This is a genomic window from Halorubrum alkaliphilum, from assembly GCF_017873815.1.
In the GTDB taxonomy this organism is placed as follows: Archaea; Halobacteriota; Halobacteria; order Halobacteriales; family Haloferacaceae; genus Halorubrum; species Halorubrum alkaliphilum.
This window is the reverse complement of record NZ_JAGGKQ010000002.1, coordinates 52530-68127: the sequence shown is the minus strand read 5'-3', so window position 1 is coordinate 68127 and position 15598 is coordinate 52530. Positions and strand designations below refer to the sequence as shown.

The window sequence follows — 15598 nt, the reverse complement described above, 5'->3', positions numbered from 1 at the left end:
CAATGAGCTCAGACATTCGATTCACGGATTTCAAATCCGACAAGCAGCCGACCTGGTGTCCAGGATGTGGCGACTTCGGCACGATGAACGGGATGATGAAGGCCCTCGCGGAGACGGGCAACGACCCCGACAACACTTTCGTCGTCGCCGGCATCGGCTGTTCCGGAAAGATCGGCACGTACATGCACAGCTACGCGCTTCACGGCGTCCACGGCCGCGCCCTACCGGTCGGGACGGGTGTGAAGATGGCGCGACCCGACATCGAAGTGATGGTCGCCGGCGGCGACGGCGACGGCTACTCCATCGGTGCGGGTCACTTCGTCCATGCGGTCCGACGCAACGTCGACATGACCTACGTCGTGATGGACAACCGCATCTACGGGCTGACGAAGGGGCAGGCGTCGCCGACCTCGCGTGAGGACTTCGAGACATCGACGAGCCCCGACGGGCCCAAGCAGCCGCCCGTCAACCCCCACGCGCTGGCGCTCGCGTCGGGCGCGACGTTCATCGCACAGTCGTTCTCTTCCGACGCGCTGCGGCATCAGGAGATCATCCAGAAAGCGGTCGAACACGACGGGTTCGGCTTCGTCAACGTCTATTCGCCGTGTGTCACGTTCAACGACGTGGACACGTACGACTACTTCCGTGACTCGCTAGTCGACCTCAAAGAGGCGGACCACGATCCGTCCGACCGTGACGCCGCCAAGGAGGCGATCCTCGACTCCGATAAGGAGTACCAAGGTATCTTCTATCAGGACGAGAACTCCGTGCCGTACCACGAGCAACACGGCGTCGACGAGGACATGTCCGTGCTCCCCGACGGCGCGCCCGAGGGTGCGACCGACCTCGTTCGAGAGTTTTACTGAAACGCGTCGGAGCCGCTTCCCGCTCGACCCCGTCGAACCCGTTTCGGTTCGTCCGCGTTGGGGTTTCTACCGATCATCCTGTCAGTCACAGCAGCGGCTCGAATCCGTCCTCCATTCCTCGCCAAAATCGGTCGACGACGGGCGTCTTGTGCCGATATCCGTGCCGTTCCGGCAAACCTAATTACGCGCGTTCGTATGTATGGTATATGCCAGACCGCTACGACGTCGTCATCGCTGGTGCCGGCCCGGCGGGCGCGCAGTGTGCCCGCGATCTGGCGGCCCGAAACTACGACGTCGTCGTTCTCGAAACCGAACCGGAAGACGAGTTCCCGCGACAGAGCAACAAGTCCACGGCCGGGACGTTCCCCTCCATGATGGCCTCGTTCGGGATCCCCGACGACGTCGTGATGTCGTACACCGACAACGTCGTATTGGAGTCACCGAACGACCACTACGAGTCCTATCAGCCGGGTGCCGTCCTCGAGTTCGCCGAGTTCAAGCAGTTCCTCGTCGAGGACGGCCGCGAGTCGGGCGCGGAGTACCGGTTCGACGCCCGCGTGTCGCGACCGATCCTCGACGATGACGGCGTCATCGAGGGCGTGAAATACGCGGGTAGCGAGGAGGTGTACGCCGACGTCGTCGTCGACGCCACCGGTCCCGCCGCACCCATCGCGAGCGCGCTCGACGTCGTCGACCTCGAACGCGAGAACCAGGCGATCGGGATCGAGTACGAGATGGACGGCGTCGACCTCGATCACCCCGAGTTCGCGGACCTCCGTCGCGCGATGATGCTCCGACTGGATCACGAGATCGCGCCCGGCGGCTACTCGTGGATCTTCGCCACGGGCGAGGAGTCGGCGAAAGTCGGTATCTGTTACATCCAGAACGACCGTCACCGCGAGTTCGCCGAGGAGGGCCAGACCGTCGACGGCTACCTCGAGGGATGGATCGACCGGGATCCACGGTTCGACGGGGCCGAGAAGATCGAGGGGAAGGTCCACCGCGGCTCCGCACACATCCAGCGGCCCGGTCGGATGCATACGGACTCGTTCCTCGCCATCGGGGACACGGTTCCGACCATCGACCCGCTGTGGGGCGAGGGGATCCACAAAGGGATGAAGTCCGCGCGTGCGGCCGCAGCCGCCATCGACCGGTGTCTCACGGACGCCAACCAACCGACGGACGCCGAGAGCCTCTCGATCTACGAGACGCTCTGGCACCGCGACGTCGCCCCGCGGATGAACGCGCGGCTGATGCTCACCGAACTGTTGTATCTCGCACCCAACGAACGCTACGACCGGCTGATGCGGGACCTCCGGCGGACTGACGATGACACGCTCGCGAAGGCGAACCAGGGCGAGAAGCGTGCGATGTCGAAGCTGATCCACCTCGACGACCTTCCGCTGTTGGCGAAGTACGCGCGCGAACGCATCGAATAGCGTCCCGTTCGCGGCCGGACCGATCGTCACGCCCGACCCCGATCCGTTTTTGCCCGGCCCTCTCCCATGGTTGTTCATGCTCGATTACGTGGGACTGGAGTCCGATCTCGGCGAGGAGGAACGGCTGATCCGCGACACGGCTCGTCGGTTCGTCGAGGAGCGTGTCCGCCCCGACATCGGCGACCACTTCCAAGAGGGGACGTTTCCGACGGAGCTGATCGAGGAGATGGGTGAGATGGGGTTTTACGCGCCCAACCTCGACGGATACGGTCTCCCGAACGTCTCGGAGACAGCGTACGGGCTGTTGATGCAGGAGCTGGAGGCGTGTGACTCCGGGCTCCGGTCGATGGCGAGCGTTCAGGGGGCTCTGGTGATGTACCCGATCCACGCGTTCGGCAGCGACGAGCAGAAGGAGCGTTGGCTCCCCGCGCTGGGGGAGGGCGAAGCGGTCGGCTGTTTCGGGCTGACGGAGCCGGAACACGGCTCGAACCCCTCAGCGATGGAGACCACCGCCGAGGCCGACGGTGACGAGTACGTCCTCAACGGCTCGAAGACGTGGATCACGAACTCGCCGATCGCGGACGTCGCGGTCGTGTGGGCTCGCGAGAGCTCCGCTGAGGGAACTCCGGTCCGAGGGTTCCTCGTCGAGACCGACCGTGACGGCGTGACGACGGCGGCGATTCACGACAAGCTCTCGCTTCGGGCGTCGATCACGGGCGAGATCAGTCTTCAAAACGTCCGTATTCCCGCCGAGAACCGGCTGCCGGGCGTCGAGGGGATGAAAGGACCGCTGTCGTGTCTCACGCAGGCTCGATTCGGGATCGCGTGGGGGGCGGTCGGCGCGGCTCGCGACTGTTTCGAGCAGGCCCGTGAGTACGCGCTCGACCGCGACCAGTTCGGCGGTCCGATCGCCCGGTTCCAGCTCCAACAGGAGAAGCTCGCGGAGATGGCGACGGAGATAACGACCGCACAGCTGCTCGCGTATCGGCTCGCAGAGCTGAAAGAGCGCGGCGACCTCCGGCCGCAACACGTCTCGATGGCGAAACGGAACAACGTCCGGACCGCAAGGGACCAGTCGCGAGTCGCCCGCGAGATGCTCGGCGGCAACGGGATCACGACCGACTACTCGCCGATGCGCCATATGGCGAACATGGAGACGGTGTACACCTACGAGGGTACCCACGATATCCACAGCCTGATCCTCGGCGAGGACCTGACCGGGATCGCGGCGTTCGAATAGCCTCCAGCGGCCCGAGAGGACGCGATATATAACAGATCATGCGGCGGCGTCACCGGCGGCGGAGCCGCCAGTTGCTAGCGAGAGCGAAGCTCTCGCCCCGCCCCTCCGAGCGGCCGCTTATAAGCGGCCGCTCGGAGCCCGCGAGGGACGCCGCGAACGCCCGTAGGGCGTGAGCGGCGAGGCTGGGGAGGCCTGAGGTTCGGGGGGTGCGGGGTGGGACTCAAAGGGGCAGCCTGCTCCGGGAAGACGGGCGTTCACGAGAGCGCCGCTCTCGTGAGCCGATCAGAACGCGGAGCGTTCTGATGACGACGCAAGCACTCAAAAAGGGCGAGCGTCGCGAGCCCGTTCCAGCGCGCAGCGAGCCCTTCGACCGGAGCAGGCTGGGGTTTTGAAGGAGTTCGCCGTCGGATCACGGTCACCAACTTATAAGCGAGCGACTGGGGACTTGAAGGAGGTCACCGCGCCAGCAACGACTTATAAGTGATCGACTGGGATCACGGAAGGCGTTCACCGTCGATTCGGAGTCACTCATCCGTCGAACGCTACACTGACGGGACGTATAAACGGCCAATTCGGCCGTCGAGAACGGCGGTTTCGCCGACGAAGATTTATATATAAGCACCGATCCCGCCGGTCACGCCCATCCCGAGACTCGCCTATCGCTCGTCGATCGGAACGAACTCCGCGGACTCGGGGCCAGTGTACCGGGCGCGCGGACGGATAAGGCGGTTGTCCTCTTGATACTCGGCGACGTGTGCGACCCAGCCGCCGACGCGGCTCATCGCGAAGATGGGAGTGAACAGATCCATCGGGATACCCATGCTGTCGTAGACGGATCCGGAGTAGAAGTCGACGTTCGGGGCGATCCCCTTCTCCAGAAGCCCCTCCTCGGTGAGGTGCGCCTCGATGGCGGTGGTGTAGTCGAGCCACGTGCGATCGCCCGAGGAATCGGAGAGATCACGGAGCTTGTCCTCGAGGATACGCGCACGGGGGTCCTTCACTTCGTAGACCCGGTGGCCGAACCCGGGAATGCGACGGCCCGCATCGCGAGCGTCCTTCACCCACTGGACCGGGTCCTTCGAGGACTCGTCGATCTCATAAAGTAGCTCCATCACGTCCTGGTTCGCGCCGCCGTGAAGCGATCCGGAGAGCGCCCCGATCCCGCCGGTGACGCCGGAATAGACGTCGGCCATCGTCGAGCCGATCACCATCGCCGTGAACGTGGAGGCGTTGAGCCCGTGGTCGGCGTGGAGCGTCAGCGCCATGTCGAACGTCTCCTCGCTCACGGTGTCGGGCTCGACCCCGGTGAGCATATAGAGGAAGTTCCCGGCGTGTGAGAGGTCGGGATCCGGGTCGACGGGCGCTTCGCCCTGTCGAGCGCGCTCGAAAGCGGCCAGCACGGTCGGGACCTTCGCCGTGATCCGCGTTCCCTGTTCGATGGTCTCTCCGCGGCTCTCGACCGCCTCGTCGTCGTCGTACGCCGAGAGCATCGACGTCGCGGTTCGAAGCGCGGCCATCGGCCGCTCGTCGGCGTCGGCCAACGTCCGAACCGTTTCGAGCACCTCCGAGTCCACGTCGCGCTCGGCGGCGAGCGACGCCGAGAAGGAGTCGAGTTCGTCACGTGTCGGCAACGAACCGTGCCAGAGGAGGTACAGCACTTCCTCGTAGCTCGCGCCGCGTGCTAGCTCCTCGATGTCGTACCCGCGGTACACGAGCCTCCCAGCCTCCCCGTCGACGTGACTGAGCTCCGACTCCGTGACGAGGACGCCTTCCAACCCGCGTTTCAGCTCGTCTGACATGCCACGTACTTCCGACCACCATCAAAAAAGCGTTATCTTTCAGGAGGGAATTTTATCGACGATCGTCGAACCCGTTCGTGTGAAACGACGGAACGCGGTGAGCGGCGCTGGCCGATCTCCCCGCTCAGCGTGCGGAAACGACGGTGATCGTCCGCTTCCGGTCGATCGCGTCCTCCAACTCCTCGGCGATCGCGGAGCCGCGCGACACCTGGACCTCACCCCCGCGACCGACCGTGGCGGTGAAGAGGTATTCGCCGTTCGCCCGGACCTCGACCGTCTCGCCGACGCCACCCTCGACGTCGAGAACGACGTGTCGGGAGGTGATCTCCGGCTGGACGACGGAGCCGCGCTCCTCGCCGACCTGTCCGCCGGCCTCGCCCGCGCCGCCGGCACCGTTTTCGCCCGCACTGCCCGCACCGCGTCCGCCCGGCTTCTCGTCGTGGGTGCGAACGTCGATCTCGATGCCGAGCCGGTTCTCGATGTCGGCGATCCGACCGCCACCCTTGCCGATCACCGTACCGATGTCGCCCTCGCCGACGTAGACGATCGCCTCGTCGTTCCCCTTCAGTTCGACGTCGACGTGGCCGTGCGCGACCGACCGGATCTCGCGTTCGATCTCCTGTTTGGCGATACGGCCGACTCCGGTCTCGCTTTCTTCTCCCTCCTCGTCGTTCAGGGGGACGGTGACGACCTGCCGGTTGAACGTGTATATCTCGAACTCGGGCGTGCCAGTCTCGAAGTTCCGAACCTGAATGACGGGCCGAGCGAGGTCTTCCGCCGTGAGCCCCGCGGGCACCTTCACCTCCGTCGTCACGTCGTAGACGGTGTGGACCTCGCCTGCCTCGATGTAGACGACCGTGTCGACGATCTGCGGGATCATCCCGAGTTCGACGCGGCCGACAAGCCGCTGGAGCGCGTCGATCGCGCGGGAGGCGTGGACGACGCCGACCATCCCGACGCCGGCCATCCGCATGTCCGAGAACACCTCGAAGTCCTTCGTCTTGCGGACCTCGTCGTAGATCGTGTAGTCGGGGCGGACCAAGAGCAAGGAGTCGGCGGTGTTCGCCATCTCGCCGCCCAGTGCACCGTACTGGGTGACCTCCGGGCCGACCTGGAGGTCGCGCGGCTGCTCCATCGTCTTCACCGCGTAGTCGCTGTCGTTGAGGAACTCCGCGACGGCCTGCGCGAACGTGGACTTGCCGGCACCGGGCGACCCGGCGATGAGTACGCCGCGTTTCCGTTCGCGGAAGCGCTCGCGGAGCTCGTCCGCGAACTCGTAGTCGTCGAGCGTCGTCTTCGCGATGGGCCGAACCGCCGTGATCTCGACCCCGTCGGCGAACGGCGGGCGGGCGACCGCGATCCGGTAGTTACGGTACTGGACGATGTCCATTCCGTCGTCGGAGAGCTCGATGAACCCCTCGGAAGACTGCCGTGCGAGATCGACGATCGAGTTCGCTAACTCGGTCATTCGTTCCTCGGTCGTCTCCGTCTCCTCGATGACCTCGTAGCGCATCTCGCCTAACGCGCCGCGTTTCGCCTTCGGCTTCGTCCCCGTTTTGAGGTGAACGGACATCGTGTCGTCCGTGAAGTACTCCTCGATGGGAAGCTCGTCGACGACGCCGCGGGCGACCGGCTCGACGTACTCGACGTCGATACCCTTCGCGCGAGCGACCTCCGCCTGAACGATGTCGCTGGAGAGCAGCGTTGCGGCCTCCGCGTCGGCGACCTCGCGGATGAGCGCGTCGACATCGCCCTCGGCTGCGTGTGACCGGGCATCTCCGGTCGGTCGGTCGCCGACGTACCGGAGCTCGATCCGGCCCTCGTCGGCGAATTCGGCGAGTCGCTGGAGTTCGCTCAGGCCGTCCCACCCCGACTCCAGCCCGTCGTTCGCCTGCGACTCCAGCTCGCCGACGACGGCTTCCGGGACGATCACGGTCGCGCCCTCGTAGGACCCGTCCTCGACACGTTCGGACACGCGGCCGTCGATGACCGCACTAGTGTCCGGTACTACGTTCATACCCCAGTTCCGGGCGGGAACGGTATAAGAGTGTTCGACCGCCGCGAACCGCCGGATCGGTCGGTTTGCCCCCCGGCGAATCGGTCCGCCCCCCGACGGATCAGTCGTCCGTTCCCGGTGGGCTCGCCAACTCCTCCTCGTCGGGTTCGACGATCTCCGAAACCGCGTCGACGACATCGATCTCGTGGGTCCGGTACGCCTCCACCAGCCGGAGGCAGACGAAGTAGCCGGGGACGGCCGCGACGACTGCGAGAATCAGGTTCCCGACCAGCAGGCGGACGACGACATCCGGGCCGGCCGACAGCGACACCTCCGCGGTCGACACGCCCGGCACCGGCCCAAGGATGAGTACACCGAGCGTGAAACTGGCCGCGTACACGCCCCATTTCACGACGGGATTGAAGACGACGACGGACGCAACCAGCGCCGCGCGGTTGATACGGTCGAACAGCCACGCGAGAACGAAGAACAACAGGAGCCCGGTTCCGAGCGTCGGCAACATCGTGATGAACACGCCAACGGAAAAACTCCCAGCCGTCTCCTTTGGGGTGTACTCCTCGGCAAAAGAGCGTTGAATCTCCGTTTTGACCCGCGTGAACCACCCCTCCATCCGGCCGACTATCATCGATCCTCATTACAGCGCCACGTCGAAAGTAGTTGTCGGCAGTGGCTGGGGTCGAGCGATTCGAGTTCTGACTCAGTCGTCAGCGGCGGTCGCCGCCTCTCGCTCGTGTTTCAGATCCTGTGTGTACGCGACGAAGTTGTCGAACAGCGACTTCGCTTCACAGGCGGCCTCGTACGCTTCCGGCGTGATCTCCGCGAGGACCTCGTCGACGCGGGCGTCGCCGATCCGCTCTCGTTTCCCCTCGGTCACCTCGCGTGCGGTTTCGACGTCGTACTCCGGGTGGAACTGGACGCCCCAGGAGTGGCCCTTCCGGAAGGCGTGAACTCCGTGTTCGTTCTCCGCGAGTAGCGTCGCTCCCGGCGGGAGGTCGACGACCGTGTCCCCGTGCGTGGTGAACGCCGTGAACGACTCCTCGACGTCGGTGAACAGCTCGTCATCACGGACCTGCCGGATCGTGTTGTAGCCGATCTCGAACCCGTCCATGCCCGCGACGCGGCCACCGAGCGCCTCCGCGAGCACCTGATGCCCGTAACAGACGCCGAGCACCGGGACACCGTTCTCGGCCGCCTCGGCGATGTACTCGACGAGCGGCGGGATCCACGCTTCGTCCCAGTAGACCGAGGAGCGCGAGCCGGTAACGACGACCCCGTCGAAGTCGGTGTGGTCGGGGAGGTGTCCCTCGACCGCCTCGAACTCGGCGAGGTCGGCGTCGATCTCACGGCGGAAGTTTCGGCGCGTGTTCGCGCCGTCGTGGGCGGCGTTCAACAGGGCGAACCGAAGGCGAGCCATACGGTATTGAACGCGCGAGCGACTCAAAGCGGTTGCGTCGATGCGGAGTTCCTCCGGTGTCGGCGACGAGGGCAGTCGACGCTCGGAGTGGGCCGGGATCCCCAGTCGCCGTCAGGCCGACGGATCCGTCGTCTGTGCCGCGAGCCACCCGGTTACGAGGTCGTTGACCGCGGCCGACGCTTCGACACCAACGAGATGTCGAGCACCCTCGACGGCGTGGAACTCGCCGCGCGGGAGCCCCTCAGCGAGCGTCTCGCCGGCCGTGACCGGACAGACCGTGTCGTCGGTCCCGTGGACGACGAGCGCCGGCGTCGTGACCTCGAAGAGCGCGTCGGCCAGATCGAACCCCTCAACCGCCGCGCGGTGTGCCTCGTACACCTCGCGGCCGGCGTCCTCCGCGACGCGCCACTCCGCGATCCGTGATAGCGCGTCCGGGTGCGCCTCGCGGAAGTCGACCGAGAGCAGCCCGTTCAGCGACCCCTCCACCGCGTCCGGGTCGTTCGGGTCGGCCCAGACGCCGTCGGGGTTGTACGCGTCGCCCGCGGGTGGCGTCCCGAGAAGCGTCAGACTCGCCGGCCGTGAGGAGGCCATCCCGTACGCGAGCGCGACCGTGCCGCCCAGCCCGTAGCCGACGAGGTGGGCGTTCCGGATCCCCTCGGCCGCACAGACCGCGTCGAGGTCGCTCGCGAGCGCCTCGACCGTGTACGGTCCCGGGGGCGCGTCGGACTCCCCGATCCCGCGCGTCTCCGGTGTGAGTACCGTGTGTGGACCCGCAAGCGCCGCGTGCTGCCAGCCGAACTGCCACGGGCCGAGTCCGACGTCGCCACAGAACACGACCGCTTCATCGTCGACCGAGCGCCCCTCGTCGATCTCGTATCGAATCGAGACGCCGTCGTTGGTCGCGCGGGCCACGGCTATCGAGTCACGCCTCCAGAAGCGTCCGCAACACGTCCGGTGCGTCGTCGAGCGCCTCGTCGAGCGCGTCGACGTCCGGCCCGCCACCCTGCGCGAAGTCCGGCGGGCCGCCGCCGCCCCCGCCGACGCGACCGGCAAGCTCGGAAACGACCTGCCCGGCGTTGACCCCGACTTCTTCCGGCACCCCGACGACGAAGCTGGCAGAGCCGTTCGCTCCGCTGCCGACCACTGCGACCGAACCGTCTTCGACGTGGGCGTTAGCCGTCGCACGAAGCTCGTCGGCGTCGCCGTCGACACGCTGTATCACGGCGGTAAACCCGTCGATGTCGACCGTCTCGGCGTCGGTGCCGCCGGCGGCTCGCGCCTCCGCGAGTTCGGCTTTCAGTGACTCGACTTCCTTCCCGCGTGCTTTCCACTCCTCGAAGAACCGCTCAGCGGTCTCCGGGACGTCGAGCGGGTCGACGTCGAGCGCGTCCGCGGCGTCGTACAACGCGTCCTCCGTGCGCTGTGTCGCCTCGACTGCGGCCTCACCGGCGGCGAAGACGATACGCTCGACACCGTCCTGTACCGGCTCCGTTTTCAGCACTTTCACCGCGCCGATGTCGCCAGTTCGGTCGACGTGGGTGCCGGCACACGCCTGGATGTCGGCGTCGCCGACGTGGATCAGCCGGACGTTGGTTCCCGGCGGTACCCCACCTTGGTACAGGTCGAAGCCGTGTTCCGCCTCGGCCTCGTGGCGGTGTGGCCACTCCTGACGAACCGAGAGGTTCTCGCGGACCAGCTCGTTGGCAACGCGTTCGATCGCTTTGACTTCTTCCCGAGAGATCCGCTCAAAGTGACGCACATCGAGCCGCGAGGAGTCGAGCCCCTTCTGTGCGCCCGCCTGTCGCACGTGATCGCCGAGCACCTCGCGGGCCGCGTGTCCGATCAGGTGCGTCGCCGTGTGGTGGGCCCGCAGCCGCTCCCGCCGCTCCCCGTCGACCTGTCCGCGGACGAACTCCCCCTTTCCGGGGTCCGCGTCCGCGTGATGGAGGACGACGCCGTCGACCTCCTGTACGTCCGAGACGTCGACCGTCGTTTCGCCGACGGTGAGCTGTCCCCGGTCGGCCGGCTGTCCGCCGCCCTCGGGGTAGAACATCGTCTGGTCCAACACGACGTCGTAGCCGTCCTCGCGGTCGAACACGTCGAGGACGACCGCCTCGAACTCGGTTCGTCCCTGCTCGTCGTAGAACAGCTTCTCCGTCTCCGGGAGGTCGCCGAGGCGGTCGTCGCGGTCGTCGCTCTCGGCGTCGGCATCGGCCTCCTCGTGGCGGTCGGCGACCAGCGCGTAGAAGTCGTCCGGCACGTCGACGCTCGCGCCACGCTCCACGGCGATGTCGGCGACCATGTCCGGCTGGATCCCGTGGGAGTCGTACAGCTCCAACAGTTCGGTCGTCGGGATCGGTTCGCCGGTACCTGCGTACTCGTCGGCGAGCGCCTCGACCTTTCGGGAGCCACGTTCGAGCGTCTCCCGGTACTTCCGCTCCTCGGTGCGGACGATCTCGCGGATCGTGTCGCGGTTCTCGTAGCCGAGTCGGTCGGCCTGCATGTCGACGAGCTCGTCGAGCGGCGCGTCGACCCCGACCTCGTCCACGAGCCGTTTCGTCCGGCGAAGCACCATCCGCGCGAGGTAGCCGGTCCCCACGTTCGAAGGGACGATCCCGTCGCCGAACATGTACGCCAGCGTGCGCGAGTGGTCTGCGATCGCGTAGATCGACTCCAGCGGCTCAACGAGTTCCCGGAGCGCCTCGACGTCGACGCCGAGCTTCTCGGCGATGTCGCCGCGGGCCGCCTCCACGTCGTCGACGTCGTCGATGTCGAGTCGCCCGGAGAGCTTCGCGGCGCGATGGATGAGCTCGCGCTCCTCCTCCGTGTGCTCGATGCCGGCGTTCTCCTTTAGGAAGTCGATGGCGTCGGGATAGATGGCCTCGTACACCGTCGCCGTCCCCTGGCTCATCCACGTCCATCGCTCCAGCCCGTAGCCGGTGTCGACGATGTACGTGTCCATGAACGAGTACGTGTTGCCGTCCTTCATCTCGTACTCCCCGTCTGGATCCCGTTCCATACACATGAAGACGAGCGTCGCCAGCTCGGCTCCTTTATAAATGACCTCGATGGCGGGACCCGCGTTGCCGCCGCCGACCCACGGGTCCTCAATATAAGTTATCTCCTCCAGATCGGCACCGAGGCTCTCGAACAGCTCGTCACAGTACTGTACCGTCTCGTCTTTCCAGTACACCTCCCCCTCGTAGGCGTACTCCTCCTCGGCGTCCTCGCGCGTGTTGAACGCGTGGTGGGCCATCATCTCGAACGCCATCGTGTGCCGACCGGTCTTGCCGACGTTGTCGATGTCCTGCATCCGGATACAGGGCTGAGAGATGGTGAGAGGATTCGCCGGCGGCGGCGTCTTCCCGCTCGTGACGAGCGGCTGGAAGTCGTAGATCGACGCCTGCGTTAACAGCACGTCGTCGCGCCAGCGGTTCGCCGCGACCGGATACGGCTCGATCCGTTCGTGGTCGTTCGCCTCGAAGAAGGAGAGGAACGCCTCTCGCATCTCCGAGAGGGTGTGCTCCTCCGGAAAGCCCGGATCGTCGATGAAGCTATAGTCCGCACACGGCGGCTCGCCGCACAGATCGCGGTCGTGATCGCGGCTCCAGAAGTGTGCTCCACAGGAGTCACACTCCGTGCGGACGAACCCTTCCTCCTCGAAATAATCGAGACGGTACTCCGCTTCGAGATCGCTCATTACCATGTTCTGACCCGTGTTGCTCCAAAAGGGTTCCGGGGTGTGCCCACCCGCCGGGAGCGTCCGTGTCGACCCCCGAACGGGCTCGGCGAAGTCGGTGGGAACGTTTATATTCAAAACCGGGGTATCCGTTGGTATCGTGGATCACGCGTCTCCGGACGAGCGAACCGTCGTCGCCGTCGACCCGGACGGATCGGCGGTCGCGTGGTCGTCAGTGGCAGCCGGCGTCTCGTCCCCGGAAGAGCCGTTTCCGGACGGGTTCCGAACCGAACGGGCCGAGCCGATCGACCCCTCCGAGGCCGACGCGTTCGTCGTTATGGAGCCGGCAGCTTTGGACCGAGTTCGGGAAACCAACCCGACGCTCCCGGTGGTCGCGCTCGTTGACGATCCGACGCAGCCGGTCGCGGCTCACCCGCTCGTCGACTCCATCGCAACGGACCCGGACGGGGTCGAGACGCAGGTCGAGTGGCTGTCGACCCGGACCGACGCCGATCCGGTTCGGACGTCGCCGTCGTCAGCGCCGTCACGCATCGAGCGGTTGGGCTCCGGCGCGACCCGTCTCGCGACCGTCCGGGACGTCGACACGGCCTATCGAACCACCGTCGCCGTCGCCGACGAGGTGTTCCCGGAGTACGACGTCGTCATCGGCGTGTCGGAGGACGGATGGATCGAGCCGGTCGCCGTCTCCGCGGACGTGGCTCTCGACGAGTGCCAGCGGGTCAGAGCGGGCCGTGGATCCGCCGGAACCGTCATCGAACGGGGCGAACCGATCGTCACCCCGCGACGGGGAGACGAGTCGAACGGACACCACATCACCGTACCGGTCGACGACGACACGGTGCTACAGATCTCCACCGACGACCCGGGCGGGTTCGCCGACGAGGACGGTCGGCTCGTGGAACTGCTCGCATCACACCTCGAGGAGACGCTCGACCGGATCCGCACAGACGACGAGCTCCGCGCCGAACGCGACCGACTCCTCGCGCTGTTCGAGAACGTCCCCGACCCTGCGGTCGCGTACGACGACATCGATGGAGAACCGCGCTTCCGGCGCGTCAACTCCGCGTTCGAGGAGACGTTCGGATACGACCCCGAATCGATCGTCGGCGAATCGATCGACGAGTACATGGTTCCCGACGAGGTCGAGTCCCGTTCCGAGGCCGAGGAGCTCAACGCCAAGCTCCGACGCGGCGAGAACGTTCGGCGGGAAGTCACTCGCGAAACTGCCGACGGCGAGCGCCATTTCATCCTCCACGTCATTCCCATCCACCTCGACGCGGAGAACGTCTCCGGCTACGCGATATACACCGACGTTACGGCACGTCGTGAGCGCGAGGCCACGCTCCGCCGACAGAACGAGCGGCTCGAACAGTTCTCCTCGATCGTATCACACGACCTCCGAAACCCCTTATCTGTCGCCGAGGGATACGTCGATCTGGCCCGTGAGACCAGTGATCTCGACCACCTCGAACGGGTCGACGAGGCGTTGACGCGAATGGACCGGCTCGTCGAGGATCTCCTCTCGCTCGCCCGAGAGGGCGAGGTCGTCGGCGACATCGAGTCCGTGTCTCTCGACTCGCTCGCACGGGAGGCGTGGGCGAGCGTCGACACATCCGACGCGAGACTCCTCGTCGAGGACGACGTGGAACTCGACGCGAACCCGACTCGGGCCAGGGAACTGCTCGAGAACCTGTTTCGGAACAGCGTGGAACACGGTCGTTCGAGAGACGGCGACGCCGTCTCTCGTGATGACGAAAACTCCGCGGAGTTTTCGAACCATTCCACAAGCAGTCGGACGAAGTCCGACGACAGTGTCGAGCACGGCTCGACTAGCAGCCGGGCGGAGCCCGGCGACAGTGTGGAACACGGTCGTTCGAGAGACAGCGACACTGTCTCTCGTGATGACGAACACTCCGCGGAGGGTTCGAACCATACCACTGCCGCGGAGTCGGACGCGGTGCTCACCGTTCGAGTCGGCGGCACGACGCTCCGCGACGGCGACACTGAGGGATTCTACGTCGAGGACGACGGTCACGGACTTCCCGAGGACGCGGACCGGATATTCGAGACCGGGTTCACCACCGACGAGGACGGAACGGGGCTCGGACTCGCGATCGTCGAACGGATCGCCGAAGCGCACGGATGGACGATCCGGGCGACGACCGGAGAGGACGGGGGCGCGCGGTTCGAGTTCGGAACCGGGTAGGCGACGACACGATCGAGATCCGTCGACCGGAGTCGAAACGACCTTACCCCGTCCGCTCGCCGTTCCCGTATGGTCGAGAACGTCGTGTATCCCGCGTACTTCGACGCCGACCGCTCGCGGTCGGAGGGTCGTCGCGTTCCGATGGACCTCGCGGTCGAGGAGCCAACCGTCGACGAGATCGCCAAGGCGGTCCAGCAGGTCGGCTACGACGCGGTGATCGAACGCGAAAAGACGTACTCGCGGGAGTATGAACCGCGTGGAGCGGTAGTCGTTCAAGGAACCGAGGACACCTCGAAAAACGATCTCGTACAGGCAGCCGCAGCCTACATCGGGATCTTACGGGAGTGACGATGCGCCGCGTCGGAACCGTCGTCCGTACTGCCGGCGGACTCGCGATCGCTCGCGGGGAGGCCGGGAAAGCTCCTCCCGAGATCGGCGCGGGAGTCGTGAACGAGTCGCTCTCGAACGTCGGCCGCGTCGTCGACGTGTTCGGGCCCGTCAACCACCCCTACGTCGCGGTCACGCCCGCGAACGCCGTTTCGCTCGCCTCGCTCGTCGGCGGCCCGCTGTACGCTCGCTGAGACACGCGTCGCTCCATACGCCTCGTTCACTCCACTATCTCGAAATCGGCGAGCGTTTTCGTGGACCTGACGAGTCGCTCACAGACCAGAAACTTCTCCATCCGGTCCAACCGGTCCCAGTCGATCTCCGTCGGCGGAGACTCCTCGAACGTCTCGTACTGCTGGTACACGTCCTCGTTGACGAACCGCTCGAAGGAACCACAGGTCGGACACGTCACCGAGAGATGAGACGCGTCGAAGCTGCGGGTGACCGTGTGTTCGAGGCAGTTCAGACAGCGATACTGCCGACTGCTCATGTTCCCGGTACGGGACGGCGAGAATAATACCTGCGGATGT

13 protein-coding genes are annotated in these 15598 nt (G+C 65.9%); 6 read left to right on the top strand and 7 right to left on the bottom strand.

Annotation, left to right across the window (positions count from 1 at the left end; genetic code table 11):
- Positions 1–2 precede the first annotated feature (2 nt).
- The 3 genes from J2751_RS01575 (at position 3) to J2751_RS01565 (ending at position 3545) form a co-directional block, all read left to right on the top strand.
- Positions 3–866 carry a 2-oxoacid:ferredoxin oxidoreductase subunit beta gene (locus J2751_RS01575; RefSeq protein ID WP_209482716.1) on the top strand — a complete coding sequence of 288 codons (864 nt, stop codon included), beginning with the start codon at positions 3–5 and terminating at the stop codon, positions 864–866.
- A gap of 206 nt (positions 867–1072) precedes the next feature.
- The gene (locus J2751_RS01570; RefSeq protein ID WP_209482715.1) at positions 1073–2305 is read left to right on the top strand and encodes a digeranylgeranylglycerophospholipid reductase; all 1233 of its coding nucleotides are present in this window, start codon (positions 1073–1075) and stop codon (positions 2303–2305) included.
- A gap of 76 nt (positions 2306–2381) precedes the next feature.
- Complete coding sequence (locus J2751_RS01565; protein ID WP_209482714.1) at positions 2382–3545, top strand: acyl-CoA dehydrogenase family protein; 1164 nt, start codon at positions 2382–2384, stop codon at positions 3543–3545.
- A 656-nt stretch (positions 3546–4201) separates the two neighbouring features.
- On the opposite strand, the gene citZ is transcribed toward J2751_RS01565, so the two are convergent.
- The 6 genes from citZ to alaS all read right to left on the bottom strand — a co-directional run bounded on the left by citZ (position 4202) and on the right by alaS (position 12475).
- Positions 4202–5344, bottom strand: coding sequence for a citrate synthase (gene citZ / locus J2751_RS01560; RefSeq protein WP_209482713.1), 1143 nt, complete (start codon positions 5342–5344; stop codon positions 4202–4204).
- Between the two features lie 124 nt (positions 5345–5468).
- Positions 5469–7361, bottom strand: a complete 1893-nt coding sequence (locus tag J2751_RS01555) for a PINc/VapC family ATPase (RefSeq protein WP_209482712.1) — start codon at positions 7359–7361, stop codon at positions 5469–5471.
- Positions 7362–7461: 100 nt separating this feature from the next.
- Positions 7462–7986, bottom strand: a complete 525-nt coding sequence (locus J2751_RS01550; protein WP_245202541.1) for a DUF2062 domain-containing protein — start codon at positions 7984–7986, stop codon at positions 7462–7464.
- Positions 7987–8058: 72 nt separating this feature from the next.
- The gene (locus tag J2751_RS01545) at positions 8059–8775 is read right to left on the bottom strand and encodes a type 1 glutamine amidotransferase (RefSeq protein WP_209482711.1); all 717 of its coding nucleotides are present in this window, start codon (positions 8773–8775) and stop codon (positions 8059–8061) included.
- Positions 8776–8886: 111 nt separating this feature from the next.
- On the bottom strand, positions 8887–9687 hold the full coding sequence (locus tag J2751_RS01540; RefSeq protein WP_209482710.1) for an alpha/beta fold hydrolase: 801 nt from the start codon (positions 9685–9687) through the stop codon (positions 8887–8889).
- 10 nt (positions 9688–9697) lie between these two features.
- Positions 9698–12475, bottom strand: a complete 2778-nt coding sequence (gene alaS, locus J2751_RS01535; RefSeq protein ID WP_209482709.1) for an alanine--tRNA ligase — start codon at positions 12473–12475, stop codon at positions 9698–9700.
- A gap of 316 nt (positions 12476–12791) precedes the next feature.
- Here alaS and J2751_RS01530 point away from each other — a divergent pair, with 316 nt between their 5' ends.
- The 3 genes from J2751_RS01530 (at position 12792) to J2751_RS01520 (ending at position 15262) form a co-directional block, all read left to right on the top strand.
- Positions 12792–14681, top strand: a complete 1890-nt coding sequence (locus J2751_RS01530; protein ID WP_209482877.1) for a PAS domain S-box protein — start codon at positions 12792–12794, stop codon at positions 14679–14681.
- A gap of 69 nt (positions 14682–14750) precedes the next feature.
- Complete coding sequence (srp19, locus tag J2751_RS01525) at positions 14751–15029, top strand: signal recognition particle subunit SRP19 (protein ID WP_209482708.1); 279 nt, start codon at positions 14751–14753, stop codon at positions 15027–15029.
- A 2-nt stretch (positions 15030–15031) separates the two neighbouring features.
- Entirely contained in the window at positions 15032–15262 is a 231-nt protein-coding gene (locus J2751_RS01520) for an H/ACA ribonucleoprotein complex subunit GAR1 (protein ID WP_209482707.1), read from the top strand.
- Positions 15263–15288: 26 nt separating this feature from the next.
- On the opposite strand, the gene J2751_RS01515 is transcribed toward J2751_RS01520, so the two are convergent.
- Entirely contained in the window at positions 15289–15558 is a 270-nt protein-coding gene (locus J2751_RS01515; RefSeq protein ID WP_209482706.1) for a hypothetical protein, read from the bottom strand.
- Positions 15559–15598 lie beyond the last annotated feature (40 nt).

Bases quoted from the DNA above. Each gene is read 5' to 3' on its own strand.
- J2751_RS01575 (WP_209482716.1), top strand. From the start codon at position 3: ATGAGCTCAGACATTCGATTCACGGATTTCAAATCCGACAAGCAGCCG.
- J2751_RS01570 (WP_209482715.1), top strand. From the start codon at position 1,073: ATGCCAGACCGCTACGACGTCGTCATCGCTGGTGCCGGCCCGGCGGGC.
- J2751_RS01565 (WP_209482714.1), top strand. From the start codon at position 2,382: ATGCTCGATTACGTGGGACTGGAGTCCGATCTCGGCGAGGAGGAACGG.
- citZ (WP_209482713.1), bottom strand. From the start codon at position 5,344: ATGTCAGACGAGCTGAAACGCGGGTTGGAAGGCGTCCTCGTCACGGAG.
- J2751_RS01555 (WP_209482712.1), bottom strand. From the start codon at position 7,361: ATGAACGTAGTACCGGACACTAGTGCGGTCATCGACGGCCGCGTGTCC.
- J2751_RS01550 (WP_245202541.1), bottom strand. From the start codon at position 7,986: ATGATAGTCGGCCGGATGGAGGGGTGGTTCACGCGGGTCAAAACGGAG.
- J2751_RS01545 (WP_209482711.1), bottom strand. From the start codon at position 8,775: ATGGCTCGCCTTCGGTTCGCCCTGTTGAACGCCGCCCACGACGGCGCG.
- alaS (WP_209482709.1), bottom strand. From the start codon at position 12,475: ATGAGCGATCTCGAAGCGGAGTACCGTCTCGATTATTTCGAGGAGGAA.
- J2751_RS01530 (WP_209482877.1), top strand. From the start codon at position 12,792: ATGGAGCCGGCAGCTTTGGACCGAGTTCGGGAAACCAACCCGACGCTC.
- srp19 (WP_209482708.1), top strand. From the start codon at position 14,751: ATGGTCGAGAACGTCGTGTATCCCGCGTACTTCGACGCCGACCGCTCG.
- J2751_RS01520 (WP_209482707.1), top strand. From the start codon at position 15,032: ATGCGCCGCGTCGGAACCGTCGTCCGTACTGCCGGCGGACTCGCGATC.
- J2751_RS01515 (WP_209482706.1), bottom strand. From the start codon at position 15,558: ATGAGCAGTCGGCAGTATCGCTGTCTGAACTGCCTCGAACACACGGTC.